General features: G+C 56.8%; 19 protein-coding genes and 1 pseudogene. 18 read left to right on the top strand and 2 right to left on the bottom strand.

Annotated features, from left to right (window positions below; all coding sequences use genetic code 11):
- Window positions 1-30 precede the first annotated feature (30 nt).
- The 13 genes and pseudogenes from HP15_RS09340 (at window position 31) to HP15_RS09285 (ending at window position 12,778) form a co-directional block, all read left to right on the top strand.
- Complete coding sequence (locus HP15_RS09340; protein ID WP_227499740.1) at window positions 31-1,758, top strand: VWA domain-containing protein; 1,728 nt, start codon at window positions 31-33, stop codon at window positions 1,756-1,758.
- A gap of 23 nt (window positions 1,759-1,781) precedes the next feature.
- Window positions 1,782-2,135, top strand: coding sequence for a hypothetical protein (locus HP15_RS22650; protein ID WP_014577233.1), 354 nt, complete (start codon window positions 1,782-1,784; stop codon window positions 2,133-2,135).
- A gap of 17 nt (window positions 2,136-2,152) precedes the next feature.
- Window positions 2,153-2,995, top strand: a complete 843-nt coding sequence (locus HP15_RS09335; RefSeq protein ID WP_014577232.1) for an AAA family ATPase — start codon at window positions 2,153-2,155, stop codon at window positions 2,993-2,995.
- A gap of 72 nt (window positions 2,996-3,067) precedes the next feature.
- Window positions 3,068-4,207, top strand: coding sequence for a vWA domain-containing protein (locus tag HP15_RS09330; protein WP_014577231.1), 1,140 nt, complete (start codon window positions 3,068-3,070; stop codon window positions 4,205-4,207).
- Window positions 4,208-4,553: 346 nt separating this feature from the next.
- Window positions 4,554-5,102 (top strand): hypothetical protein, encoded by a 549-nt coding sequence (locus HP15_RS09325; RefSeq protein ID WP_227499739.1) that lies wholly within the window; start codon window positions 4,554-4,556, stop codon window positions 5,100-5,102.
- A gap of 6 nt (window positions 5,103-5,108) precedes the next feature.
- Complete coding sequence (locus tag HP15_RS09320) at window positions 5,109-6,515, top strand: tetratricopeptide repeat protein (protein WP_014577229.1); 1,407 nt, start codon at window positions 5,109-5,111, stop codon at window positions 6,513-6,515.
- Window positions 6,512-9,319, top strand: coding sequence for a tetratricopeptide repeat protein (locus tag HP15_RS09315; protein WP_227499738.1), 2,808 nt, complete (start codon window positions 6,512-6,514; stop codon window positions 9,317-9,319). The genes HP15_RS09320 and HP15_RS09315 overlap by 4 nt, the downstream gene beginning before the upstream one ends.
- Window positions 9,309-9,791: a hypothetical protein gene (locus tag HP15_RS09310; RefSeq protein ID WP_014577227.1), complete on the top strand. Its 483-nt coding sequence runs from the start codon at window positions 9,309-9,311 to the stop codon at window positions 9,789-9,791. The genes HP15_RS09315 and HP15_RS09310 overlap by 11 nt, the downstream gene beginning before the upstream one ends.
- Window positions 9,792-10,139: a hypothetical protein gene (locus HP15_RS09305; RefSeq protein ID WP_014577226.1), complete on the top strand. Its 348-nt coding sequence runs from the start codon at window positions 9,792-9,794 to the stop codon at window positions 10,137-10,139.
- A gap of 13 nt (window positions 10,140-10,152) precedes the next feature.
- Window positions 10,153-10,778: pseudogene (locus HP15_RS09300) on the top strand (MotA/TolQ/ExbB proton channel family protein).
- On the top strand, window positions 10,775-11,305 hold the full coding sequence (locus tag HP15_RS09295) for an ExbD/TolR family protein (protein ID WP_041645244.1): 531 nt from the start codon (window positions 10,775-10,777) through the stop codon (window positions 11,303-11,305). The pseudogene HP15_RS09300 and the gene HP15_RS09295 overlap by 4 nt, the downstream one beginning before the upstream one ends.
- Window positions 11,302-11,790, top strand: a complete 489-nt coding sequence (locus HP15_RS09290) for an ExbD/TolR family protein (RefSeq protein ID WP_041645243.1) — start codon at window positions 11,302-11,304, stop codon at window positions 11,788-11,790. The genes HP15_RS09295 and HP15_RS09290 overlap by 4 nt, the downstream gene beginning before the upstream one ends.
- Entirely contained in the window at window positions 11,783-12,778 is a 996-nt protein-coding gene (locus tag HP15_RS09285) for an AgmX/PglI C-terminal domain-containing protein (protein WP_169702154.1), read from the top strand. The genes HP15_RS09290 and HP15_RS09285 overlap by 8 nt, the downstream gene beginning before the upstream one ends.
- 47 nt (window positions 12,779-12,825) lie before the next feature.
- On the opposite strand, the gene HP15_RS09280 is transcribed toward HP15_RS09285, so the two are convergent.
- Window positions 12,826-13,311 (bottom strand): MaoC/PaaZ C-terminal domain-containing protein, encoded by a 486-nt coding sequence (locus HP15_RS09280; RefSeq protein WP_014577221.1) that lies wholly within the window; start codon window positions 13,309-13,311, stop codon window positions 12,826-12,828.
- Window positions 13,312-13,511: 200 nt separating this feature from the next.
- Between HP15_RS09280 and HP15_RS09275 the strand changes: the two genes are divergently transcribed.
- The 3 genes from HP15_RS09275 to HP15_RS09265 all read left to right on the top strand — a co-directional run bounded on the left by HP15_RS09275 (window position 13,512) and on the right by HP15_RS09265 (window position 20,519).
- On the top strand, window positions 13,512-15,188 hold the full coding sequence (locus HP15_RS09275) for a long-chain fatty acid--CoA ligase (RefSeq protein WP_041645242.1): 1,677 nt from the start codon (window positions 13,512-13,514) through the stop codon (window positions 15,186-15,188).
- A 123-nt stretch (window positions 15,189-15,311) separates the two neighbouring features.
- Window positions 15,312-19,247 carry an ATP-dependent RNA helicase HrpA gene (gene hrpA, locus HP15_RS09270; RefSeq protein WP_014577219.1) on the top strand — a complete coding sequence of 1,312 codons (3,936 nt, stop codon included), beginning with the start codon at window positions 15,312-15,314 and terminating at the stop codon, window positions 19,245-19,247.
- Between the two features lie 150 nt (window positions 19,248-19,397).
- The gene (locus HP15_RS09265; RefSeq protein ID WP_014577218.1) at window positions 19,398-20,519 is read left to right on the top strand and encodes a beta-ketoacyl-ACP synthase III; all 1,122 of its coding nucleotides are present in this window, start codon (window positions 19,398-19,400) and stop codon (window positions 20,517-20,519) included.
- Window positions 20,520-20,531: 12 nt separating this feature from the next.
- On the opposite strand, the gene HP15_RS09260 is transcribed toward HP15_RS09265, so the two are convergent.
- Entirely contained in the window at window positions 20,532-20,939 is a 408-nt protein-coding gene (locus tag HP15_RS09260; protein ID WP_041645241.1) for an acyl-CoA thioesterase, read from the bottom strand.
- 89 nt (window positions 20,940-21,028) lie between these two features.
- Between HP15_RS09260 and HP15_RS09255 the strand changes: the two genes are divergently transcribed.
- Together HP15_RS09255 and HP15_RS09250 are read left to right on the top strand one after the other, a co-directional pair.
- Window positions 21,029-21,817, top strand: coding sequence for an MlaA family lipoprotein (locus tag HP15_RS09255; RefSeq protein WP_041645240.1), 789 nt, complete (start codon window positions 21,029-21,031; stop codon window positions 21,815-21,817).
- Window positions 21,818-21,846: 29 nt separating this feature from the next.
- On the top strand, window positions 21,847-23,334 hold the full coding sequence (locus HP15_RS09250; RefSeq protein ID WP_014577215.1) for a DUF3336 domain-containing protein: 1,488 nt from the start codon (window positions 21,847-21,849) through the stop codon (window positions 23,332-23,334).
- Window position 23,335: the final 1 nt, after the last annotated feature.

The following is a 23,335-nucleotide window of genomic DNA, read 5'->3' as shown; positions in this document are numbered from 1 at the left end:
AAAAAGATAAGGATGGATGCCTTGAGAGAGATGACATCGAGATGGTTTGGGCTGGTTGCACTTTGCTTCGTGCTCAGTCTGCCAGCCGGGCTGAATGCCCAGGAGAGCGACGATGTTCAACTGCCGGAGCAGTCGGACGTCCGGATCATAGTCGACATCTCGGGCTCCATGAAAGACACCGATCCGGACAACCTGCGACAGCCCGCCGTGCGTCTGCTGGCCCGGCTTTTGCCAGAGGGGGCCTCCGCGGGTGTCTGGACCTTCGGGCAGTATGTCAACATGCTGGTGCCGCACCGTGAGGTGAACAACGCATGGCGGGAAATGGCCATTCAGCGCTCAGCTCAGATTAACTCGGTCGCACTCAGAACAAACCTTGGCGCGGCTATTGAGACAGCCAGCGATGATTATTTCACAGACGGCGATCTGAGCCGGACCCACTTCATACTGCTGACCGACGGCAAGGTCGATATCTCCGACGATCCTGCAAAGAATACCGCAGAGGAAACTCGCATTCTGGATACGATTGTCGCTGATCTCATCGAAAGGGGCGCTACCTTTCACCCCGTGGCTCTCTCTGAGGCCGCCGATACCGACTTTCTGAAAGCGTTGGCGACAGACTCCGGCGGTCGTTTCCAGGTGGCGGATACAGCAGATGCGCTGAACCTGGCATTTCTTCAGGCATTGAATACCGCGGTCCCACAGGAGCAGATTCCCATTGAGGGCAATGGCTTTACTGTGGACGAGGGCGTTCGTGAGTTTACCGCCCTGATTTTCTGGGGCGAGTCTGAAACCTCTGCCACCCGGGAGCTTGCCCTCGTGCGCCCGGACGATCAGGTCGTTAATCTTTCGGAGTTTCCCGACAACGTCCGGTGGGCCAGGGAAGCCGGTTACGATCTTATTACGGTCAATGAGCCGTTGGCAGGGCAGTGGCGCATTAATGGCGAACTCGGAGAGGGCAGCCGGGTTACCGTCGTTAGCGATCTGAGGATGGTGGTCAATCCTCTACCTCCTTCATTTACATTGCAGGAGCCCCTCAAGCTCCGGGTCGGCTTTTTCGAAGAAGGTGAGAAAATCACTAATCCCGATTTTCTGGGTGTGATTGAGGTCAGCCTCAGTATCACCTCCGAGGATGGCAGAAGTGGAACCAAGGTATTGTCGGGAGAGCAGCCGCCGGAAGACGGCACCTACCGGGATACGGTAAGTCGTTTGCCAGCCGCGGGCCTCTACACCTTTGACGTGGTGGCCGATGGCCAGACCTTCAGCCGCAAGTTCAGCGCCACCGTCGGGTTTACGATGCCTGAAGGGGTTGAACCGGCTGAATCGCCGGAGCCGCAGGTGACAGAACCGGCGCTCGCTCCTGAGCAGTCTGAACCGGAGCCGCCGGTGTCTGAGCCGGAGCAATCCGGGCCGGAACCGGCGATTACATCGCCCATCGACGTAAGCGAGGTGGAGGAGCCAGAGACGCCAGCGGTCCAGGAGCCTGAACCGGCCCCTGAGGAGCCGGAAGACGCGGAACCTGCTTTGCCGTGCCTTTGTGGATGGTCGGCGCAGCCGGCGGTGGTCTTCTCTTCATTGGCGGTTTGGTCTGGTTTGCCATCCGTAAGCGTAAACAGGATCAGCAGGCGCAAGAGAAAGCAGCATCAGAGCGCGAAACACTTGAGGATCTGCAGGAAGAGACCGAACCCGAACCAGAACCCGAGCCGGAGGCAGTCTCAGAGCCGGAAGAGGATGTCGAAGCCGAGGAAATCCCTGAGGTAACCGAGGAAGCATTTGAGGACGATATGTCTGAGCTGGAGGCCGTCATTGATGAACATGAGGCCGCTCTGAAGTCGGAAGATGAAGCGCTTACGGAACCAGAGATTGAACCGACCGACGAACTGGAAGAGGACATCCCGGTAGCGGATACCCCGGTGGAGGAAGAGCCTGGCGAGTTGGATGAGGATATCCCGGAGCTGGAGGATATTGCCGATCCGTCCGACGCTGATGGGCCGGAAGATGATGATGAGGAGGAGTTCGGGCTTGAAGATTTCGATCTGTCCGAATTCGACGATTTACCCGATTATGATCAGGACGAGTCCGGATTGCCCGAAGACGACTCGAAGAAAAAACCGGATCAGAAAGACCAGAAAAAGTAACCAACAGGAACCAGACCATGAAGTTTACCGGTACCGAGAAGTACGTAGCCACCGATGACCTGCAAATGGCCGTCAACGCAGCGATTGCGCTTCAGCGCCCGCTGTTGATCAAGGGCGAGCCGGGCACCGGGAAAACCCTGCTGGCCGAGGAAATGGCCGCCGCCCTCGGGATGAGACTGATTCCCTGGCACATCAAGTCCACCACCAAGGCCCAGCAGGGCCTGTACGAGTACGATGCGGTTTCCCGTCTGCGGGACTCCCAGTTGGGTGATGAAAAGGTCAAGGACATCAGCAACTACATCGTAAAGGGCAAGCTTTGGGAGGCCTTTGAGGCTGATGAGCAGGTTGTGTTGCTGATTGATGAAATCGACAAAGCGGATATCGAATTCCCTAACGACCTCTTGCTGGAACTCGACCGTATGGAGTTCTTTGTCTATGAGACTCAGAAGTTGGTTAAGGCAAAGAAACGCCCGATCGTGGTGATCACCAGTAACAACGAAAAAGAACTGCCGGATGCCTTCCTGCGCCGGTGCTTCTTCCACTACATCAGCTTCCCGGACCACGACACCATGCAGAATATCGTGGACGTGCATTTCCCGGACTTGCAGCAGGAAATCGTTCGCGATGCTCTGGAAGTTTTTTTCGATGTGCGCAAGGTCCCGGGCCTCAAGAAGAAGCCGTCCACCTCGGAGCTGATTGACTGGCTGAAACTGCTGATGGCTGATGAGCTGTCGGCGAAAATGTTGCAGGAGAAGGATTCCAGTTCGGCGCTGCCGCCTCTTTATGGTGCTCTGGTGAAGAACGAGCAGGACGTTCACCTGTTGCAGAAGCTCGCGTTTATGGCCCGTCGTCGCAGCTGATTCTCGGCAAGAACACTGGCAAGAGTCACGTTTTATGTTGATTGATTTTTTCTTGAAGTTCGGCGCGCGAAGGTGCCTGCCAGTTTGAGGGAATTCCTGGATCTTCTGGAAGCCCTGCAGAAGAGGCTCGCCTTTGCGGATATGGAAGAGTTCTACTACCTCGCTCGGCTCTGCCTGGTTAAGGACGAGCGCCACTTCGACAAGTTTGACCGCGCCTTTCAGGCTTACTTTGAAGGTATCGAGAACCTCGACGACCTGCTGGAAGCCCTGATTCCGGACGACTGGTTGAGGGCCGAGTTCGAGAAGCACTTGTCTGAGGAAGAGAAGGCCAAAATTGATTCTCTGGGAGGCCTTGAGGAGCTTATCGAGACCTTCAAGAAGCGAATGGAAGAGCAGGAAGAGCGCCACGCCGGTGGCAACAAATGGATCGGAACCGGCGGCACTTCACCATTCGGGGCGAACGGCTATAACCCCGAAGGCTTCCGTATTGGCCAGAAGAATGGCCGCCACGGCAGGGCCGTTAAAGTCTGGGAAAAACGCGAGTTCAAGGATCTGGACGACAGCGTGACTCTGGGCATACGGAACATCAAGGTGGCGCTGCGTCGGTTGCGCAAGTTCGCCCGCCAGGGTGCGGCAGACCAGCTGGATATGGACGACACGATTCGTTCCACTGCCCGCAATGCCGGTTATCTGGATCTGAAGATGGTGCCCGAACGGCATAACGCTGTGAAAGTGCTGATCTTTTTCGATGTGGGCGGCTCCATGGACCCCCACGTTCGTGTCTGTGAGGAGCTGTTTTCGGCCGCACGGCTCGAATTCAAGCACATGGAATATTTCTATTTCCACAATTTCGTTTATGAAAGTGTCTGGAAAAACAATATCCGGCGGATGAATGAAACCACCAGCACCTGGGACATTCTTCACAAGTACACGCCCGACTACAAAGTGATCTTTGTCGGCGATGCGACCATGGCGCCTTACGAGATTTCCCATCCCGGTGGTTCAATTGAGCACTGGAACGAGGAAGCGGGCGCTACCTGGTTTCAACGCATCAATGAGCACTTCCGCAAGGTTGTCTGGATCAACCCGCTTCCGGAGAGTTACTGGGGTAACGGAGGTTCGTTGGGAATGACCAAGCAGCTCGTCAACGACCACATGTATCCGCTGACCGTCGAGGGCCTCGAGTCGGCCATGAAACAGCTGAGTAAATAAAAAAAGCCGATGCGGTTGAGGGCATCGGCAAAGCTCGGCATATCAAGCGGGGTTGCCTGAAGGCACTCCCGCCGATTTCCAGTGAGCAAATACAGGGCCACTTGACTTAAAAGCTGCTAAAACAGTCGTTTAAAATTCAACTTATCCGCTTAGCCTTTATTTTGCTCCGATAAATCTCCCCTCCCTGTCAAATAAGTCGACACTCTTCTCAGTTTTTAACTGCCGAACTCGCGTTTTTCATTTGGTGATCTGGATACCGTTCTTGGCGGTTACCAAGTGTTACGCTTTCCGCCGATCTGTTACAGAAGTTTGCATGAGTTACAGAGGCTACAAGGGCAGGAGGCTTATGTTCGGCACACAACAAACACGAAGACGCCGGATAGCAGACCAAAGGGTATTCGCCATCGGATCAGTGGTTCTGGCATTGCTGTCTGCTCCAGCGACGGCTGCGGCCGGGCTTGACGAGGAGTTAGAGCGGCTGAGTGCCGAGGTCGCCAGCCATTCCGAGCGCGTCTTCGCTCTTGAGCAGAAGGTCCTGCATCCAGCCAATACCCGACTGGCAGTTTTTCTGACACTTCAGAGCCGGGATGCCCTCAATCTTGATTCTGTGGAGCTGTTCGTCAATGGCCAGCCCGTGGCTTCCCACCTGTATTCCGATAGAGAGCGGACATCGCTTGAACGCGGCGGAATCCAGCAGTTGTTCACCGGGAACCTGGAAAACGGCGAGCATGAGTTGAAAACGGTGATTACCGCTCGCTCCGCCGATGATGATTTCGTGCGGCGGGAATCCACCCATAAGTTCAGAAAACGCCCCGGCGTACTCCGTTTGCAGATGAGTCTGGAAGCCCGGGCGCCCGATTACGAACCTCGGGTTTCTTTCATGGAGCGGGAGTAGGGCGCCATGATGCTCCGGGTCCTCCTGTTTGTGTTACCTCTGACTGTTTCCGGCTTTTCCGGGGCGGCCACGCCGGTAATGCCGGATGATGTCCTTTCTGGTCTCAAGCAATTCCGGCAGGCGGGAGAAGTCGGCGTCGATCTTGGGGACGGACGACAGCAAGCGCTCTATGAAGATGCTGAGAAGGCACGAGCCGAAGGCCGCACCGATGAGGCCGGGCGCATCCTGGCCGGTATGAAAGAGGGCTACTGGGCGGCTCTGGGATACCTCAATCTTGCCAGTGATTACGCGAAATCCGATCTTAACCCGGCCAGAGCGCTGGTTGCTCTGCGGGTTGCGTTAGCCATGTCCGATGGTGACGCCGATTCCGAGCGTAGCCAGAATCTGGAGAATAATCTGTTGGTACGTGCGGGCCACCTTGCCTACCAGCATGGCGAATTCGATAAAGCGATCGGCTTTCTGGAGAAGGTCGATCTCGACAGTTTCAACACGCCGCGGGCCCTTTACCTGCACGGCTTGGCGCTGACAGAAAAAGGCAATCACCGGGCCGCTATGCAGAGCTGGCATCGAGCCAGGAAATATCCTTTGGCCTACCCGGGAGTTGCCGACGCATGGATAGGGATGGGGCGCGGCTACGATCTCTCCGGCTATCTCGGGCAGGCTGGAGAAGCCTACCTTGCGGCCAACGCTGCGTTCGAGAGTGAACGGGTCACGCTTCGTAAACTTGCCGGCAAGATTCGCGAACAGGGCGCCTACAAAACCCTGCTGGAAGATGCCAGGGAGACCGGAGTTGACTGGTTTCTTGCCGACAGCCGCACCTTGACTCAACCGCGAATGGCCTATCTGTTGGGCTTCATGGAGGGTCCGGAGGCGCAGAGGGCGGCGGGGCGAGTCGTGGCCCTTCGCACCATGGCGGCAAAGCTGGATCGCCACGGTCATGATCTGCAGGTGTTCGGGGGAGCGCTTGAAGACAAACTCGCCGGCATGCAGAACCCGTTCGCCGATCAAAGCAAAATGGATCTCTCCGCGCGGGGCAAGGATCTGAGTGCCAGCCTGGAGAGTTTGGCCAATCAAGCCGATCCAGATCAGCAAGCCCGTATTCGCTCCCTTCATAAAACGCTGGCCGACACACAGGCCAGACTGGAACAGGTCCAGGCCAGGGGATCCCGGCAGCCGGAAACGCTGAATCGATTGCGTCGTGAAGCCCTTGCGCTGGAAAGGCGAAACGAGGTGTTGTTATCGGCTGTTCGTCAGTTGCTTGAAAGGTGCGAGTCGGCGCTGGACAAACTGGCACTTGAGTATGTCGAAGCCAGAGATCAGCAGATGGCCTTTGCGCTGGACAAAACCGAACAGCAAATTGCGCATCTTTACGAATATCTCGCCCTTCAGAGCCTGGAGGAGACGCAGCCATGATGAAACCAGTTGCGGGCTTGTTCCTCTGCTTGATGTTGGTGGTCCCGGCTGCAGCCCAGGAAGCCTTTCGTGTAGAGCTTGGGCGGGACGGAGAGACGATCGGGGACATGCGACCGGTGTTTCTTACTTTTGAAAGCAGGCCGATGCCGGCGATCTCGCCTTCGGAAGTGGCCCGGCGCTACCATCGCCTGTTCAGGACATCGGACGAGCCTGAGGTTCGGATCGATGCCCTCAACCGGCTGAGCAACATCAGGGATCGGTCAGGATCAGACGTTGGCTTGTCGGCGTCTGAAGAAGAACAGGTCTACAGCGAGGCCATCAGCAGCTATGAGTCTATTCTCGAGCGAGGTTCCTATGGCGGGAGGCTTGACGAGCTGCTGTACCAGATGGCCAAGGCCCATGCTCTGACGGGGCAGCAGGATGCTTCATTCCAGAGGTTGAAACAGCTGGTCGGGTTATATCCGAAATCCCCTCTTGTGCCAGAGGCCAGGTTCCGATTGGCTGAATCCGCCTTCGCAGCCGGACGCTACACAGAAGCGGAAACCGGCTATCTGCACCTGATTAATTCAGACGCTGGTGGAGAGCTGGGCATCAAGGCCAGATACATGCTCGGTTGGAGCCAGTTCAAACAGGGGCCGTCTGCGTGGAACAGGGCCGCAGCGACCTTTATCAGAGTTCTGGATGAATTCCTGCCGAGCGCACAGAGCCTGGGGTCAGTCAGTGATTCGAGCGTTGATACCATCGATGACACGTTTCGGGTGCTTGCCCTGATGGCTGCCCGAAACAGCGGTACGGAAACCCTTATTGCCTGGCTGGATGGGAGCCGTTCCCACCACTGGGAACATCTCCTGTTCGATCGGCTGGCCGATTACTACGCGGTGAAGGGCGAGACCATCGCAAGTGTTGCTGCCAATCAGGCCTTTATTGACTATTCGCCCAGTCACCGTGCTGTGCCTGCCTTCCGGTTACAGATAGTGGATGTGTGGCAAGCGGCTGGTGATCCGGAGCAGGTTCGCAATGCCCGTGCGGAGTTCGTCGCCAGCTACAGCCAGGATTCCGCTTACGCCGCTCTGACTGGTGAACAGAAGAATAAATGGCTGAGTTACAGCAAACGGTTGGCGGATTACCACTATGACCTGGCCACACGATTGGTGGAACAGGGCCGGGTGGCGAAGGCTGAATCCGCTTTTGCTGAGGCAGCGGTTTATTACGCACACCTGGCTCCGAGGATTGATCAGAGCGGCGAAATGCTACGCCTTGCTGGTGATGCCTGGCTGCAGGCGAGGGATTTTCCGAAAGCGTTGACGAATTTTCGCAGAGCAGCCTATGAGTCGCCCGGTTACAGCGAGGCTGCCGATGCTGCCTGGGCCGCTATTGCTCTGTTGAGAAACAGTCTTGACCGGCCGACCACTGTGTCTGCCTTTCAACCCGAACTGAAGGATGTTTCCAATGAGGCCAACCGCTTTAGTGGACGTTTCGAAGGGGATAGCCGGATTCCCGGCCTGATGGCAGATCTCGCCGCCCGGTGGCTGGCCGCCGGCGACCACCAACTGGCGTTGGATTATGGTTCGCGGGTATTGACTGCGCCCACGGCGTCTCCGGCAGAGCGATACGCGGCATGGCAGGTCATGGCCCGGATACGCCAGGAAGAGGGCGACTATGGCCTGGCGGAGCGTGCCTGGGGCCAGGCGCTGAATCTTGCCGAAAGTGAACGGCTCGCAAACGTGACCGAAGAGCAGGTCTCAGCCATTCGGAAGCAATTGGCGACGTCCGTCTATCGCCAGGCAGAGCTCGCGGTATCCAGTGGCAGGCTCGGAGAGGCCGTTGGGCACTTCCGACGGGTTGATTCGGTGCTACCAGGTTCGGACGTTGCGATCCGTGCGCGCTACGACGCCGCCAACACCTTACTCAAAGCATCGGACTGGGGCGCTGCCGTCGGCGACCTGCAGAGTTTTCGCGCCGATTTTCCCCAGCACGAGCTTACTGCCGGCATCAGCGAAAAGCTGGTACATGCCTGGATTCAGTCTGATGAACCCACCCGCGCGGCGTCAGAATTATTGCAGGCCGCCGACAATCACGCTAACCCATGGAGCCTGAAGTTGCGGGCTGCGGAATTGTTGAATCAAGCCGGGAATGTAGCGGAACGAAATGCCCTTTACAGGGATTACCTTGCAACGGCTCCGAAGGCAGAGAGCGGGGCCGAACATGAACAGCTCCAGACATTCCGGCATCGCCTGGTAGAAGCCGGCGACAATCCCGATGCCTGGAGGGAAGTACTGGTCCAGTCAGAGCTGGACAGCACCTGGCACACCGCCGACACCCTTGAGTGGGCCTCCCGGTCGTCACTGGTTCTCGGTGCCCGTGCGGCTGCATTGTTTACCAGCATCAGACTGAGCCAGCCGCTGGAACAATCTCTGGCGCGCAAGCAAAAGGCGCTGGAATCGGCTCGACAGAGATTCCTGGATGCCGAAGCTCTGGGCGGCGAGCGAGTTCTGTCTGAATCGCTGTTCCGACGGGCCGAACTCTATCGTGGTCTGGCCAAAGACCTGATGGCATCCGCGGTTCCAGCGGATTTGAATGAACTGGAGGCGATGCAGTATCAGATGTTACTGGAGGAAGAAGCTTTCCCATTCGAAGACAAAGCCATTCAACTGCATACGGAGAACCATCGCCGGATTACGGCCGAGGGGTATGACCCCTGGATAGGACGCAGCCTTGGCGTTCTTGCGGAGCTGCACCCGGGACGTTACGAGCGGAGTGTTAAGTGGCTTGGCTGGACTATGGAGATCAGGGATGGCGTGTAATTCAACGGGGAAAACGGGCCTGCCACTGGCGGCGCTTCTGGTGTTGCTCGTCGGCTGCGCCGGGCAGGAAGTCCGGCAGCCGGAGACGCCCATCGGAAAGGATCCGGAACTGGCAGCAAGTTATGAACAGGAGGGGCGGGTGGCCTTCGAAGAAGGTCGCAAAGGCGCGGCAGTGAATGCATGGCAAAAAGCCGTGGAGCTGGATCCGACCAGGGCGGTGACAGTCAACAACCTGGCGCTCGTTCTAAAGGACCAGTACCGATTCGCCGAAGCGGCGAGGCTACTGGAACTGGGCATCAGCCATTCGCCGGATGTGGCCGAGCTGCATTTTAATCTGGCGGTGATTGCCGAGCTCTATTTGCTGGATCTTCAGACTGCCCTTGAGCATTACAACCGCTACCGGCAGCTGACGGATAAAGAAGACCAGCAGGTGGCTGGCTGGATAGCGGATCTGGAACGGAGGCTGCAATAAATGGCTGATATCCGCAAAACTGCCAAAGTCGTTTTACGCGTACTGGCGCTGGTTGGCCTCCAGTTAATGCTCCTCAACCCGGCGCAGGCGGATCAGGAAGAAGCGAACCGGCTGGCTGTTGAGGGTATATCCGCCAGCCTCGGCGAAGACGAGCCGCGGGTACTCTACATACTGCCCTGGCAAGCCCCAAGCCTGCCAAAACGACCAAGGGCGGACCTGAATGACGAGGCGCCGGAACTGGTCCGGCCGGTAGATCCAGTCGTCCTCGAGCGTCACCGTCTGTTTCGTGAAAACCTTAATCCTCTCATCCTGAGCCCTGTTGGAGACTCAGGCTTGGCCGAGCAATAACCGGAGAACAGTCATGCTGGACACGATCGTACGTTTTTCCAGGAAGGTGGGCCCTTCATGTACCCCATCGCCATTGTCCTGGCATTGGGGTTGGCGATTACTCTGGAGCGGTTCTTCTATCTCTCTGCGGTACGGCGGCGAAACCGGATTGCCTTTGAGCGGGGCATCCTGCCGCTGCTGAGGAAGCGGGACTATCAGCGCGCCATGAAAGCCGCCACAAACTCAGACAGTGCGATTGCCTCAATCATGGGGGCGGGCATCGGCCGTCTGCTGAGCAACAGCCGTAGGGAGGATATTGAGTACGCCATGGAAGAAGGCTTGATGGAAGTGCTGCCGCGCCTGGAAAAGCGTACCCAATATCTGGCAACCCTGGCCAACATCGCGACGTTGCTCGGCCTGCTGGGAACCATTATTGGTCTGATTGCTGCGTTTACTGCGGTGGCGGCGGCAGATCCTTCCCAGAAGGCCAGTCTGTTGTCCGAAAGTATTTCCGTGGCCATGAATACCACGGCTTTCGGCCTGATGTCGGCCATTCCGTTGCTCATGTTTCATGCGGTACTACAGACCCGAACCAATGAGATTGTCGACAGTTTTGAAATGGCCGGCGTCAAGTTGCTGAACATTGTGTCTGAAGCATGAGACGACGTCACCGCAGGTTAAGCGTATCGCCTGAGCTGGATATTACCGCCTTTCTCAATCTGATGATTGTGCTGGTACCTGTCCTGTTGCTCGGCATGGTATTCAGTCAGGTTCGAATGATCGAGCTGAATTTTCCCGGTATGGATGCCGGGGAAACGCCGGCGCCCGAAGAGTTCCGTCTCGTGGTTACTTTGATTCCGGAGGGTATTGAAATCGCCGACAGTGATCGCGGCTTGATCCGTGTGTTGCCGGCAGAAGAGGCAGTTCAAGACTTCGAAGGCCTGCGTCAGGTCCTTCGGCAGATAAAAAACCGGGTTCCCGAGAAGACTGATGTGGTTCTGGAAGTCGGGCCAGACATCGATTACCAGACACTGATCACGGCCATGGATACGGTCCGTTCTTATCCGGCTGTGGTTGCGGCCAGCGTGGTTGAGGGAGAGCTGTTTCCTGATGTCTCGCTGAAGGATGCGCCCGCAGACCGAAAGCTTGCGGCGAATGCCCGGCTTGAATCCGGGGAGGACGCATGAAGACCTCGCGCAAGGCCAAAAGAATTCGTCGACATTACGGCCGTATGAAGAAGCCTGGGGGCCTGAACCTGGTGTCCCTGATGGACATCTTCACGATCCTGGTTTTCTTCCTGATGGTGAATTCGTCGGATGTGAAAGTGATGCAGAACACCGCGGACGTGCCACTGCCAAAGTCCACGGCGCAACAGGCGGCCGTTGAGAGCCTGACAGTCCAGATAACGGGCAATGCCATTCTCGTTCAGGGCAGCGAAGTTGCAAGACTGGAGGGTATCGAGATTGGTGATACCTATATCACTGGGCTTTCGGAAGAGCTTTCCTGGCGTCGCAGTCGCTGGTCTGAAATTCCCGAGGAGGGGCTTGACGTAACCATCATGGCGGGTCGCGACACCGACTACCGATTGCTTCGCAAGGTCATGCAGACCTGTGTTGATGAGCAGTACCGGCAGGTGCGGCTCGCTGTGGAACGGGAGGTCCGAAATGGCTGACAGCGGATGGTCTCGAATGGGCGATTCAGGGCTGCCATGGAGTCGTGATCAGGCCGAGAGTAGACGATTTACGGGCATCGTCTTGTTGGTGACGGCGCTGTTTTTGCCGCCTGCGTTGCTAATTCCCACTCAGGATGTGCCGGAGATCGAGCGCAGCGAAGCCGAGACGATTCCCCCAAGGCTGGCTCGCCTGGTGGAGAAGCCGCAACCGGTGGTGACACCGGAGCCGGTGAAGCCCGAGGCGGAACCCGAGCCCGAGCCGAAACCAGAAGTGCAGCCTGAAAAGCCTGAACAGCCGGAGCCGGAAGTTGCCGAGGTTGAACCTGCTCCGGAACCAGAGGTAAAACCTCAGGTAGCTTCGGAGCCAAAGCCGAAGCCAACGCAAACCATCGAGCAGGCTAGGGAGAAAGCGTCGAGATCGGGGCTGCTGTCGATGAGGGACAAGTTGGCATCACTCAGGTCCCCCGAACCAGCGCCGGCTCGAAAATTTTCGGTCAACACGGAAGGCAGCGCCCCGGGTCGAACCCGAGAGAATGAGGCATCGACGGAAGTCCTCGCTGGCAGTGGCGGAGTTGAAGATACGGTTGCTCCTGAAACAACCGTCGCTGTGGCTGAGCACGAGGTCAAAACAGTTGCGGCCCCCGTTGAAGAAACCAGGCAAGTGGTTGCTAAACCTGCCGAGACAGCCCCGTCCGCTGGTGAGCGGGCAATGAGCAATATTCGGAAAGTCTTCGATGCCCAGAAAACGGCACTCTATTCCATGTATCGGAGGGAACTCCGCCAGGACCCGACCCTAGAGGGCAAAGTCTTGCTGGAGCTGGTCATAGAGCCGGATGGTTCGGTTTCCGCCTGCGAGGTAGTCAGTTCGGAGCTTGGGCATGCCACCCTGGAGCAACGGATTGCCATGCGGGTACGGCTCTTCAATTTCGGGGCCGACAATGTTGAGCCCCGCAAGGTCAGGTTCCCGATTGATTTCCTGCCCGGGTGAAGCGTGCGATCGGGCGGCCATAAAAATGGCTGCCCGATTTCGAATTCTCAGTGTTCGATGGCGATTTTCGGCAGTCGCGGTTTGTGCAGAGACACCTTTTCCGTCGGGGCGATCACCTTCGCTTCACCGATGACCACCTTCTGTTCGTTCTGATTGCGCACGTCGCACTCCACCACAACCCGGCCTTTCGGCTCCTTGCGAAGGACTTTGAGATGAACCGTCAGGGTGTCGTCCAGTTTAACCGGCCGCTTGAACGAAAGACTCTGCTCCAGGTAAATCGTCCCAGGGCCTGGCATCACTGTTGCCAGAGCCGCCGAAATCAACGAGCCGCTCCACATACCGTGGGCTATGCGTTCCTTGAACATGGAGCCTGCGGCAAATTCAGAGTCCAGGTGTACCGGGTTTACATCGCCGGAGACCGCTGCAAACAGCACCAGTTCGTCCTCGGTAAGGGTGCGTGTGAAGGTCGCGGTATCGCCTTCGTTCAGCTCGTCGTAGGTGATATTTTCCAGGGTATCAAGGGTATCGCTCATCGCGTGCTCCGCACTGTTGTCATTTGAGTACAGGTGTTCTGGTTGGTGTTCGGGTAAGAGTTTCGAAAACTACCTCATCGGTTACAAAACTGCTATTCTCTCCCCACTTTTTTGAGGCTGATACTTTTGTAGGGTTGATTTTTTGAGCAACCTGACATCGGTAAATCATTACAATCAAAAGCGCCAAACAGGAGATGGTGATGGATTTTGAGCAGTTCTATCAGGATAAATACCCCGCCGGCGTACCCCGCGAGGTGGACCTGAACAAGTACAAAAGCATGGTGGATGTGTTCGAGCAGTCGGTCAAAAAATTTGCCGACCGTCCAGCTTTCAGTGCTGTTGGTGCAACTCTCACTTACCGTGACCTCGACACCCAGAGCCGCAACTTTGCAGCCTGGCTGCAAAACAAGACAGACCTGAAACCTGGCGACCGCATCGCGGTGCAGATGCCGAACGTCAGCCAGTACCCGGTCGTTGTGTTTGGCGCAATGCGAGCTGGCCTGATTGTAGTGAATACCAACCCGCTTTATACCACGCGGGAAATGGAACATCAGTTCAACGATTCCGGAGCCAAGGCGCTGGTGGTTCTCGCGAACATGGCCGAGAACGCCGAGAAGGTGTTGCCGCACACTGGCATCGAGCACGTGATTGTTACCGAAATCGCGGATATGCACTCGCCAATCAAGCGCACGCTGATGAATGCCGTGGTCAAGCATGTCAAAAAGATGGTGCCGCCGTTCAATCTGCCCCAGGCCCACAAGCTGCCTGCCGTTCTGAGTGCCGGCGCCCGTGAAAAATTCACCCCGGTAGAGTGCAAGCAGGATGACATTGCCGTGCTTCAGTACACCGGCGGGACGACCGGTGTGGCGAAAGGCGCGATGCTGACCCACGGCAACCTGGTAGCCAACCTGCTGCAGACCCGGCCTATGATGGAAGACATGGTGGTTGAAGGTCAGGAGGTTGTTATCGCGCCGCTGCCGCTCTACCACATTTATTCCTTTACCCTGAACTGCGGCATCATGCTTGAGGCCGGCGCGCACAACGTGCTGATTCCGAACCCGCGTGATATCCCGGGCTTTGTGAAAGAGCTGAAGAACCACAAGTTCACCGCGTTCCTGGGACTGAACACGCTCTTTGTCGCGCTTTGCAACAACGAAGACTTCCAGGATCTGGACTTCAGCAGCCTGAAGCTGACGTCCTCGGGCGGCATGGCGCTGACAAGCGACACTGCCAAGATGTGGGAGCGGGTCACTGGATGTGAGATCTGCGAGGGCTTCGGTATGACCGAAACGTCCCCGGTTGTGACCTTCAACCCCCACAGCGCCATTCAGATCGGCACCATCGGCCTTCCGATTCCGTCTACAGTGGTTAAAACTCTGGATGAAGAAGGCAATGAAACGCCTCTTGGCGAGCCCGGCGAGCTGTGCGTGAAGGGCCCGCAGGTTATGCGCGGTTACTGGCAGCGCCCTGAGGATACCCAGAAGTCCTTCACCGAGGACGGCTATCTGCGCACCGGGGACATTGCCCTGATTCAGGAAGACGGCTATATCCGTATTGTCGATCGCAAGAAAGACATGATCATTGTCTCTGGCTTCAACGTGTTCCCGAATGAGATCGAAGATGTGGTCAGCAGCCATCCGAAAGTGGTCGAGTGCGCCGCGGTTGGCGTTCCCGATGCCAAGAGTGGTGAGGCGGTCAAGGTTTACCTGGTGCCGACGGCTGAAGGCGTCACGGAAAACGAGCTCAAGGAGTTTTGTCGCGAGCGGCTAACCGCCTACAAGGTTCCCAAGAAATTCGAGTTCCGGGACGAGCTGCCCAAGACAAATGTGGGCAAGATCCTGCGCCGTGAACTGCGGGACGAGGCGAACAATAAGTAAGCCTTCCTGGCAGTGGATCAAGGAAAACCCCGCTTCGGCGGGGTTTTTCCGTTTTTAAGACACCGACTTTCCCGATAGACTGTCGCCAAATCGAATCCGAGTGAGCGCTATTCCGGCAATTCAATGACAGACACCCGTTCCGATACTCCGAGCACACCGAAACCCAAGCCCGATGGCGAAGCCGCCGTTAAAGCGATGATGGAGCAGCTGGACGCCTGCAATCAGCAGGAAGCCGCCCGCATTGTGAAAACGGTTGCCCGTACCAAGGGCAAACCGGGCCAGAAAGACCTGGAGAAAATGGCCAGCTGGCTGGAGCGCGGGCTTGAAAAGGTTCAGCAACGCCATGCCCTGCACAAGCCGGCCAGCTTCCCCGAGGGTCTTCCGGTCTCCGAGCGTGTGGATGATATCCGTGAGGCCATCGAAAACCATCAGGTGGTGATCATTGCGGGTGAGACCGGTTCTGGCAAAACCACCCAGATACCCAAAATCTGCATGAACAGTGGCCGTGGTATTCGTGGCCTGATCGGTCATACCCAGCCTCGGCGGATCGCCGCCCGCAGTGTGGCTGCCCGTATTGCCGAGGAGATCGGTGAGCAGATTGGTCAGCAGATCGGGTATCAGGTTCGTTTTACCGATAACACCTCCGAGCAATCCCGTGTAAAGGTGATGACCGACGGTATACTGCTGGCGGAGGTTCAGCACGACCGGTTTCTGGACCGCTACGATACGATCATCATCGACGAAGCCCACGAGCGCAGTCTCAACATCGATTTTCTGCTGGGCTACCTGCGCCAGCTTTTGCCCAAACGCCCGGATCTGAAGGTTATCATTACGTCGGCCACCATTGAGGTCGAGCGCTTCAGCGAGTTCTTCGACAAGGCGCCCGTGATCGAGGTGAGCGGCCGAACCTATCCGGTGGACGTGCGCTATCGGCCACTGACCGGAGATGAAGACGACCGGGATCAGGGGTGGACGGATGGCGTGCTGGGTGCCCTGGATGAAATCGAGCAGCACGAGCGCAGCCAGAAACAGCCGCCTGGAGATATTCTGGTTTTTCTGCCCGGCGAGCGCGAGATCCGCAACCTCAGCAAGGTTCTTCGCCACGTCGACCTGCGCCATACCGAAGTGCTTCCGCTGTATTCCCGATTGAGCAACGCCGAGCAGAATCGGGTTTTCCAGTCCCACAAGGGACGACGGATCGTGTTATCCACCAACGTGGCGGAGACCTCGCTGACGGTGCCGGGTATTCGATACGTGATCGATACCGGTGTTGCCCGGATCAGTCGTTACAGCGTGCGCTCGAAGATCCAGCGCCTGCCGGTGGAACCAATTTCCCAGGCGAGCGCCAACCAGAGGGCAGGGCGTTGCGGTCGTGTTGCCCCGGGCATCTGTTTCCGCCTGTACGATGAGACGGACTTCATCAACCGCCCGGAATACACCGATCCGGAAATCCTGCGAACCAACCTGGCGTCCGTCATTCTGCAGATGGCCACTTCAGGTTTGGGGGAGATTCGCCAGTTCCCATTTCTTGAGGCGCCGGATAAGCGCCAGGTAAACGACGGCTACAAGCTCCTTGAAGAGTTGGGCGCGGTGGATGACAAACGACGCGTCACCCGCCTTGGTCGAACCATGGCACGGCTGCCTCTGGACCCGCGCCTGGCCAGGATGCTGGTCACCGCCGCCGAGCTGGGGAGTCTTTCGGAAACGCTGGTGATCATTGCCGGGCTGAGTATTCAGGACCCCAGGGAACGCCCCCAGGACAAGCAGCAGGCTGCGGATCAGGCCCACGCGCCTTTCAATGACAAAGAATCCGATTTTCTGACGCTACTGAATGTCTGGAACTTCTACGAAGAACAGCGTCAGGAATTGTCCCAGAATCAGCTCAAAAAGGTCTGCCAGAAGAGTTTCCTGAGTTGGATGCGGATGCGGGAATGGCGGGACATCCATCGCCAGCTCACGTTGATCTGCCGGGAACAAAAGCTGGCGGTCAACAAGGATGCCGCCAGTTACGAAGCGCTGCACAAGGCGATTCTGGCGGGTCTCCTGGGCCAGGTGGCGGTGAAAGTTGAGAAAAAGGAATACCTGGCAACACGAAACCGCAAAGTCCTGATCTTTCCCGGTTCGAAGGTCGCCAAGACTGGCCCGAAATGGATTGTGGCCACCGAGATTGTGGAGACCAGTCGGGTGTTCGCCCGGGTGGTGGCCTCCATTCAACCGGAGTGGATTGAGCCCCTGGCCGGACATATCGTCAAGCACCACTACTTTGAGCCCCACTGGGAGCAGAAGCGGGCCCAGGTGATGGGCTATGAAAAGGTGACCCTTTACGGCCTCGATATCGTGGCCAAGCGCCGCATTCCTTACGCCAAGGTGGATCCGGCGGAATGCCGAAATCTGTTTATCCGGCGAGCCCTGGTGGAGGGGGATTACCGATCAAAGGCGCCCTTTATCGCCCGTAACAGGGAAATGCTCGACACGGTTGAGAATCTGGAGAAGAAGACCCGGCGGCGTGACCTGCTCGTTGACGATGAAGTGCTGGTGGCCTTCTATGATGAACGCCTGCCGTCAGACATCATCAGTGGCCGGCACTTCGAGACCTGGTGGAAGGGGCTCCCGGCGGAGCAGTTGAAGCAACTTGAGCTGACGGAATCCGACATTCTTCAGCGCCCGGTTGATGCCAAGGCCGCTGACCTGTACCCGGACTATCTGGAGTGGGAGGGTGTTCGATACCCGCTGAGCTATGAGTTCGAACCCACCAGTGAAAAGGACGGCGTTACGCTTCAGGTGCCCTTGATGGCGCTCAAGCAGATACCGTCCCGTCGCCTGGAATGGCTGGTGCCGGGACTGTTGAGGGAGAAGTGCATTGCCCTGGTGAAATCCCTGCCCAAGGCATTGCGCCGGAATTTCGTGCCGGTGCCGGATTTCGTGGATGCCGCTCTCGAAAATCTTCAGCCTTCCAACGAACCGCTGACGCTTCAGCTTGGCGAACAGTTGCGGCGCATGACCGGCGTGCAGATTGATCCTGATGCCTGGACCGATAGCGAATTGCCAAAACACTTGCGGATGAACCTTCGCGTTATGGGTGACGGCGGTCGCGCCATTGCAGAGAGCAGGGAAACGGCAGATCTTCAGCACCAACTTGAGGGTCAGGCCGAGCAGGCACTGGCCTCGGCAACTCAGGATGATGCGGCAACGGAACCGAGTGGCGAGTACACGGAATGGCAGTTCGGCGCATTGCCTGAACAGGTACAGACAGAAAAAGGCGGTATGCAGGTTACTGTGTATCCCGCCCTTGAGGACCTGGGTAAGCAGGTACGCCAGATCCGTTGTCTTGATCGGCTGACCGCTGAAGATACGACTCGGAAGGCTATCGCCCGCTTGATCATAAACCGGTTTGGCCGAACCCTTGATGATCTGGAGCGCAAGCTTCCCCGGTTTAAACAGTCTGCGCTGATGTTTGCTCCGGTGGGTCAGTCGAAAGTGTTGTTGGACGATCTGCTGTTGGCGACCGCCATGCAGCACTTTCTTACGGAAGAAATTCCGAGGACAGCAGAGGGCTTCGACAGGGTGTTTGATGCTCACCGAGGGGATTTCATTCCTGCACTGGAGCAGGCAGACGAACGGCTGTATCAGGCCATGTCCGGTTACCAGAAGGTAGCGAAACAGTTAAAAGGTAAGATCAATCTGGTCATGGCCAACAGCATGGCGGATCTCAAGTTTCAGCTGCAGAACCTGATATATCCGGGATTCCTGGTTGAGACGCCGCCTGAGTGGCTGGCGGAATTCGGGCGCTATTTTGAGGCGGCTCTGGTTCGGCTGGAGAAGATGCCCCGGGAAATGGGCCGGGAACGGGAATTTCTCCACACCATTGAGCCGCTCTGGTCCCGGTATGCTGTCAAGCGGGACGAACAGCAGCGGCAGGGTGTTCGAGACCCCGAGCTGGTGCTGTACCGCTGGATGCTGGAAGAATTCCGGGTGTCGTTTTTTGCACAGCAACTGGGCACGGCGATGACTGTGTCTGTAAAACGATTGGACCGGCAGTGGGAGAAAACGAAGGTCTGAGGCAGTAACGGGCGCACCAATCCGGTGCCCATGACTGATACCCGACGGGCAAAACCCCGATACTGTGTTAGTATTTCCGGCAGTAGGTCAACGAATTAACAAAACGGGATGTCTGGTGTCCCGTTTTCACAATTATGACGTGGGGTTAGCGTGATTAAAGCCGTTATTAGCGGGACCGGTCTCTACACACCGCCAGCAACCATTAGTAATGACGAACTGGTCGAAGCCTTTAACCAGTATGTTGAACTGTTCAACGCCGAGAACGCAGACGCCATCGCCAGCGGCGATGTAACGCCACTGCAGCCTTCCTCCTCTTCGTTCATCGAAAAAGCGTCGGGCATCAAGCGTCGCCATGTCATCGACAAGGATGGCATTCTCGATCCCAACCGCATGAAACCCTACATCCCGGATCGCAGCAACGAAGAGCCCTCGGTTCAATGCGATATGGCCGTGACGGCCTGCCGTGAGGCGCTGGAACAAGCGGGCAAGTCGGCTGAGGATGTTGATGCGGTGATTGTTGCCTGCTCTAATCTGCAGCGAGCCTACCCAGCCGTTTCTATCGAGGTCCAGGAGGCGTTGGGTATCGACGGGTTTGCCTATGATATGAACGTAGCCTGCAGCTCCGCTACGTTTGGGCTCCAGGCCGCCGTTAATTCTGTCGAGAATGGCAGTGCCCGTGCCGTTCTGGTGGTCAGCCCGGAAATCTGTTCGGGCCACCTGAACTTCCGCGATCGGGACAGTCATTTTATTTTCGGTGACGCCTGTACGGCTATTCTGGTTGAGCGAGAAGAAGATACTCGTGAGGGCCAGGGCTTCGAGATCCTCGGTACCAGTCTTAAAACCAAATTCTCGAATAACATCCGGAACAATTTCGGGTTTCTGAACCGCGCCGACGAATCCGGTGTCGGCAAACCGGACAAGCTCTTCGTTCAGCAAGGCCGTAAGGTATTCAAAGAAGTGTCGCCACTGGTTGCCGAGACAATCCAGAAACAGCTGCAAAGCCTTTCGCTTGCCCCGGATGATCTCCGTCGCATGTGGCTGCACCAGGCCAACCTGAACATGAATCAGCTGATAGCGCGCAAGGTACTGGGTCGGGATGCCACCGAAGAAGAGGCCCCGGTCATTCTGGATGAGTACGCAAACACCAGCTCCGCCGGTTCGATCATCGCCTTCCACAAAAACAAGGATGACCTTGTCAGTGGTGATCTGGGGGTAATCTGTTCTTTCGGGGCAGGTTATTCCATCGGCAGCGTGGTGGTTCGCCGCCGATAGAAGTGAGCTGGGTCAAGACGTTGCCAGTGCCCTGAGGGTGTCTGGCAGCGGAGCCGATGAGCGCGTCTTTCGGTCGAACCAGACGATTTTTGCATAGCCTTCCGCATATACGGCGCCGGTGTCGACATCTGTCAGCAAATGGTAGGTGTCGAGACTGGTGTTACCTGCCTTGTCAGCGTATGTTTTCACCTCAACCGTTGCCGGGTGGTTCAATTCCTTTAGAAAGGTAGCGCTGGTCTTTATAATGACCGGGCCGGTCGGCTCGTCAGGCCCGCCCAGCTCCAGTGAAGCCAGCCACACAATGCGCGCTTCCTCAAAGAATCGGAAGTAGACTGTATTATTGGCGTGGCCGTATGCATCCATGTCTCCCCACCGGAGGGGCATAGTGATTGTGTTTACAAGATTTCCCGGTACTGACATCGGTTTCTCCGGAACAACGGTTTAATAATAAAAAGTAGCGCCGGTATTTTCGACGAACTGAAACGAATTAAACAACCCAAGAGCAGATGATGAACTACTTTTTTATCCGGCGCCGGTTTATTACCCTGGCCATGTTGTTTTCCCTGTCTGCGCTTGTGCCAGCGGGCCAGGCTATTGCCCAGAACATGCAGGAACCCGCTCCAGAGGGATCTGTTCCGGTTGATCCCGCAGATCCCTGGGAGAACTGGAACCGCAAGGTGTACACCTTCAACGAAACCATCGACCGCTGGTTCCTGAAACCGGTAGCACAGGCCTATCGGACCTTTACGCCGCAAATCATCGACCGCGGCGTTACCAATTTTTTCAACAATCTGACAGAACTGAGGAACTTCACCAACAGTGTCCTTCAACTGAAAGGGGAGTCTGCGGTGGTTGCCGTGGGGCGCTTCACCTACAACACCACCTTTGGGCTGGGTGGTTTGTTCGATGTCGCAACCGCCTTTGACCTGCCGGAACGGCCCGAGGATTTTGGCCAGACCCTGGGATACTGGGGCGCGGGTTCAGGGCCCTATCTGATGCTTCCTTTTCTCGGCCCTTCCACACCCCGGCACTTTACCGGGTTTGTGACGGACGGTTTCGCGTTGCCTTCGGCGTGGGATGAAGTGGAAAGCCCTGAAGTTTACTATGCAAGGGCTCTGCAAATCGTCGACCGCCGGGCGGATTTGATCCCTGCTGAAAGTTTCATCTCTGGCGATAGTTACGTGTTTGTGCGGAATGCCTTTCTGCAACGTCGCGAATTCCTGATTAACGACGGTAAGGTGGTTAACGATCCGTTTGCCAGCGATGACGATGAGGACTTGATGCTTGATGATTTCTAAGCGTCAGCCGGATTGAAAGGAGATCAACGGTGCTCAAGGACCCAAGAATAGCCAAGTTCCGGAAAATGCTGGCCGACGCGCCCAACTACGAGGTATGGAAAGCAGCAGCCCTGGAACTGGACTTTTTGGAGGGCAACGCCGAGTGGAAAGAGGATTTTGCCTCCGACCTTTATCATTATGAAGTCATCTACGACCGGCTGAGCAACCTCAAGCAATATCGCCAGCAAAATGACGTGGAACGCCTCAAACGCGCTCTCCGCGAAGGCTTGCACCATGACCTGGGCAATATGGGCAATCCCGCGCTTTATACCCGATCGCGCGTCGGCACCAAGCATCTGATCGAGGAGTACATCACGCAGGTCTGTGAAGCGCTGGACTATCTTTGTGATCAACCGGTTCCGGGTTTTCCAGTTGCAGATAAGCTCCAGTTCTTCCGCGACACCCTCACAAGTTATGGTCGCCCGGCACTTTTGCTTAGTGGTGGCGCCACCCTCGGTGTGTTCCATTTCGGCGTGATCAAGGCGCTCTGGGAAAAGGGGCTTCTGCCGCAGGTTATTGCGGGCTCAAGTATCGGGGCCATCATCGCGGGCATTCTTGGTGTGCATACGGATGCCGAAATTCCGGAAATGCTGATCCCCGAGAACCACAACCTGAAAGCCTGGAAATGGCGAGGTCTTCTCAGCGCAGTCCGTGGCGACGGGCTCATGGATCAGGAGGAGCTTCGGAACTGTCTGCGGGGCAATATCGGTGAGTACACCTTCGAGGAGGCGTATCAGCGTACCGGACGTTCAATCAACGTTAGCGTGTCCCCAGTGCAGGCGCACCAGAAGGCCCGGTTGCTTTGCGGATACACCTCGCCCTATTTGATGGTGTGGAGCGCGGTGCTTGCCAGCGCCGCGGTTCCCGGTATTTTCCCGCCGGTTACCCTGATGAAAAAAGACATTCAGGGTAATACGCTACCGTATATGCCGCGCCTGAAGTTTGTGGATGGCTCGGTCGTCAGTGATTTGCCAATCGAGCGGTTGATGCACCTGTACGATGTCAATTACACCATCGTGAGCCAGACCAATCCCCACGTAGTCCCTTTCCTGAGCCAGCGGGGGCTGGATGAAAAACTGTCCCTCGGAAATCTGCCCATGCATCTGTTGAAATCCGAGATACAGTTTCATGGCCAGGGCGTGTTCGATTACCTGCGAAAACGGGTAAGGCCGGAACTTCTGCGGCAGATGTCCGGTCAGTTGTACACCATTATGGCTCAGCGTTACTCGGGAGACGTGACCATAGCTCCGTCGTATTCCTTCAAGGATTACAGCAGGATGCTGGCGAATCCGGATCCTGCCTATGTACGGCAGATGATTCTGGCTGGCGAGCGGGCGACCTGGCCGAAGATCTCCATGATTCGCTCCCACGCCCGTATATCGAAAACCCTGGAGCGCTGCGTGCGAAGGCTGAAGCAACAGAACCGGCGCACGGCCGAGCTCAGGCTGATCAGCAACGCGGATTCCGGTACGTCTTGAT

The organism is Marinobacter adhaerens HP15 (assembly GCF_000166295.1).
In the GTDB taxonomy this organism is placed as follows: domain Bacteria; phylum Pseudomonadota; class Gammaproteobacteria; order Pseudomonadales; family Oleiphilaceae; genus Marinobacter; species Marinobacter adhaerens.
Note: the sequence above shows the minus strand (reverse complement) of the source record. Positions and strands in the feature narration are given on the sequence as shown.

Excerpts from the sequence above, each read along its gene's own strand:
- HP15_RS09315 (WP_227499738.1), top strand. The coding sequence starts at position 6,512 with ATGATGAAACCAGTTGCGGGCTTGTTCCTCTGCTTGATGTTGGTGGTC.
- hrpA (WP_014577219.1), top strand. The coding sequence starts at position 15,312 with ATGACAGACACCCGTTCCGATACTCCGAGCACACCGAAACCCAAGCCC.
- HP15_RS09295 (WP_041645244.1), top strand. The coding sequence starts at position 10,775 with ATGAGACGACGTCACCGCAGGTTAAGCGTATCGCCTGAGCTGGATATT.
- HP15_RS09320 (WP_014577229.1), top strand. The coding sequence starts at position 5,109 with ATGATGCTCCGGGTCCTCCTGTTTGTGTTACCTCTGACTGTTTCCGGC.
- HP15_RS09305 (WP_014577226.1), top strand. The coding sequence starts at position 9,792 with ATGGCTGATATCCGCAAAACTGCCAAAGTCGTTTTACGCGTACTGGCG.
- HP15_RS09285 (WP_169702154.1), top strand. The coding sequence starts at position 11,783 with ATGGCTGACAGCGGATGGTCTCGAATGGGCGATTCAGGGCTGCCATGG.
- HP15_RS22650 (WP_014577233.1), top strand. The coding sequence starts at position 1,782 with ATGTCTGAGCTGGAGGCCGTCATTGATGAACATGAGGCCGCTCTGAAG.
- HP15_RS09275 (WP_041645242.1), top strand. The coding sequence starts at position 13,512 with ATGGATTTTGAGCAGTTCTATCAGGATAAATACCCCGCCGGCGTACCC.
- HP15_RS09255 (WP_041645240.1), top strand. The coding sequence starts at position 21,029 with ATGAACTACTTTTTTATCCGGCGCCGGTTTATTACCCTGGCCATGTTG.
- HP15_RS09280 (WP_014577221.1), bottom strand. The coding sequence starts at position 13,311 with ATGAGCGATACCCTTGATACCCTGGAAAATATCACCTACGACGAGCTG.
- HP15_RS09325 (WP_227499739.1), top strand. The coding sequence starts at position 4,554 with ATGTTCGGCACACAACAAACACGAAGACGCCGGATAGCAGACCAAAGG.
- HP15_RS09310 (WP_014577227.1), top strand. The coding sequence starts at position 9,309 with ATGGCGTGTAATTCAACGGGGAAAACGGGCCTGCCACTGGCGGCGCTT.
- HP15_RS09340 (WP_227499740.1), top strand. The coding sequence starts at position 31 with ATGACATCGAGATGGTTTGGGCTGGTTGCACTTTGCTTCGTGCTCAGT.
- HP15_RS09335 (WP_014577232.1), top strand. The coding sequence starts at position 2,153 with ATGAAGTTTACCGGTACCGAGAAGTACGTAGCCACCGATGACCTGCAA.
- HP15_RS09290 (WP_041645243.1), top strand. The coding sequence starts at position 11,302 with ATGAAGACCTCGCGCAAGGCCAAAAGAATTCGTCGACATTACGGCCGT.
- HP15_RS09260 (WP_041645241.1), bottom strand. The coding sequence starts at position 20,939 with ATGTCAGTACCGGGAAATCTTGTAAACACAATCACTATGCCCCTCCGG.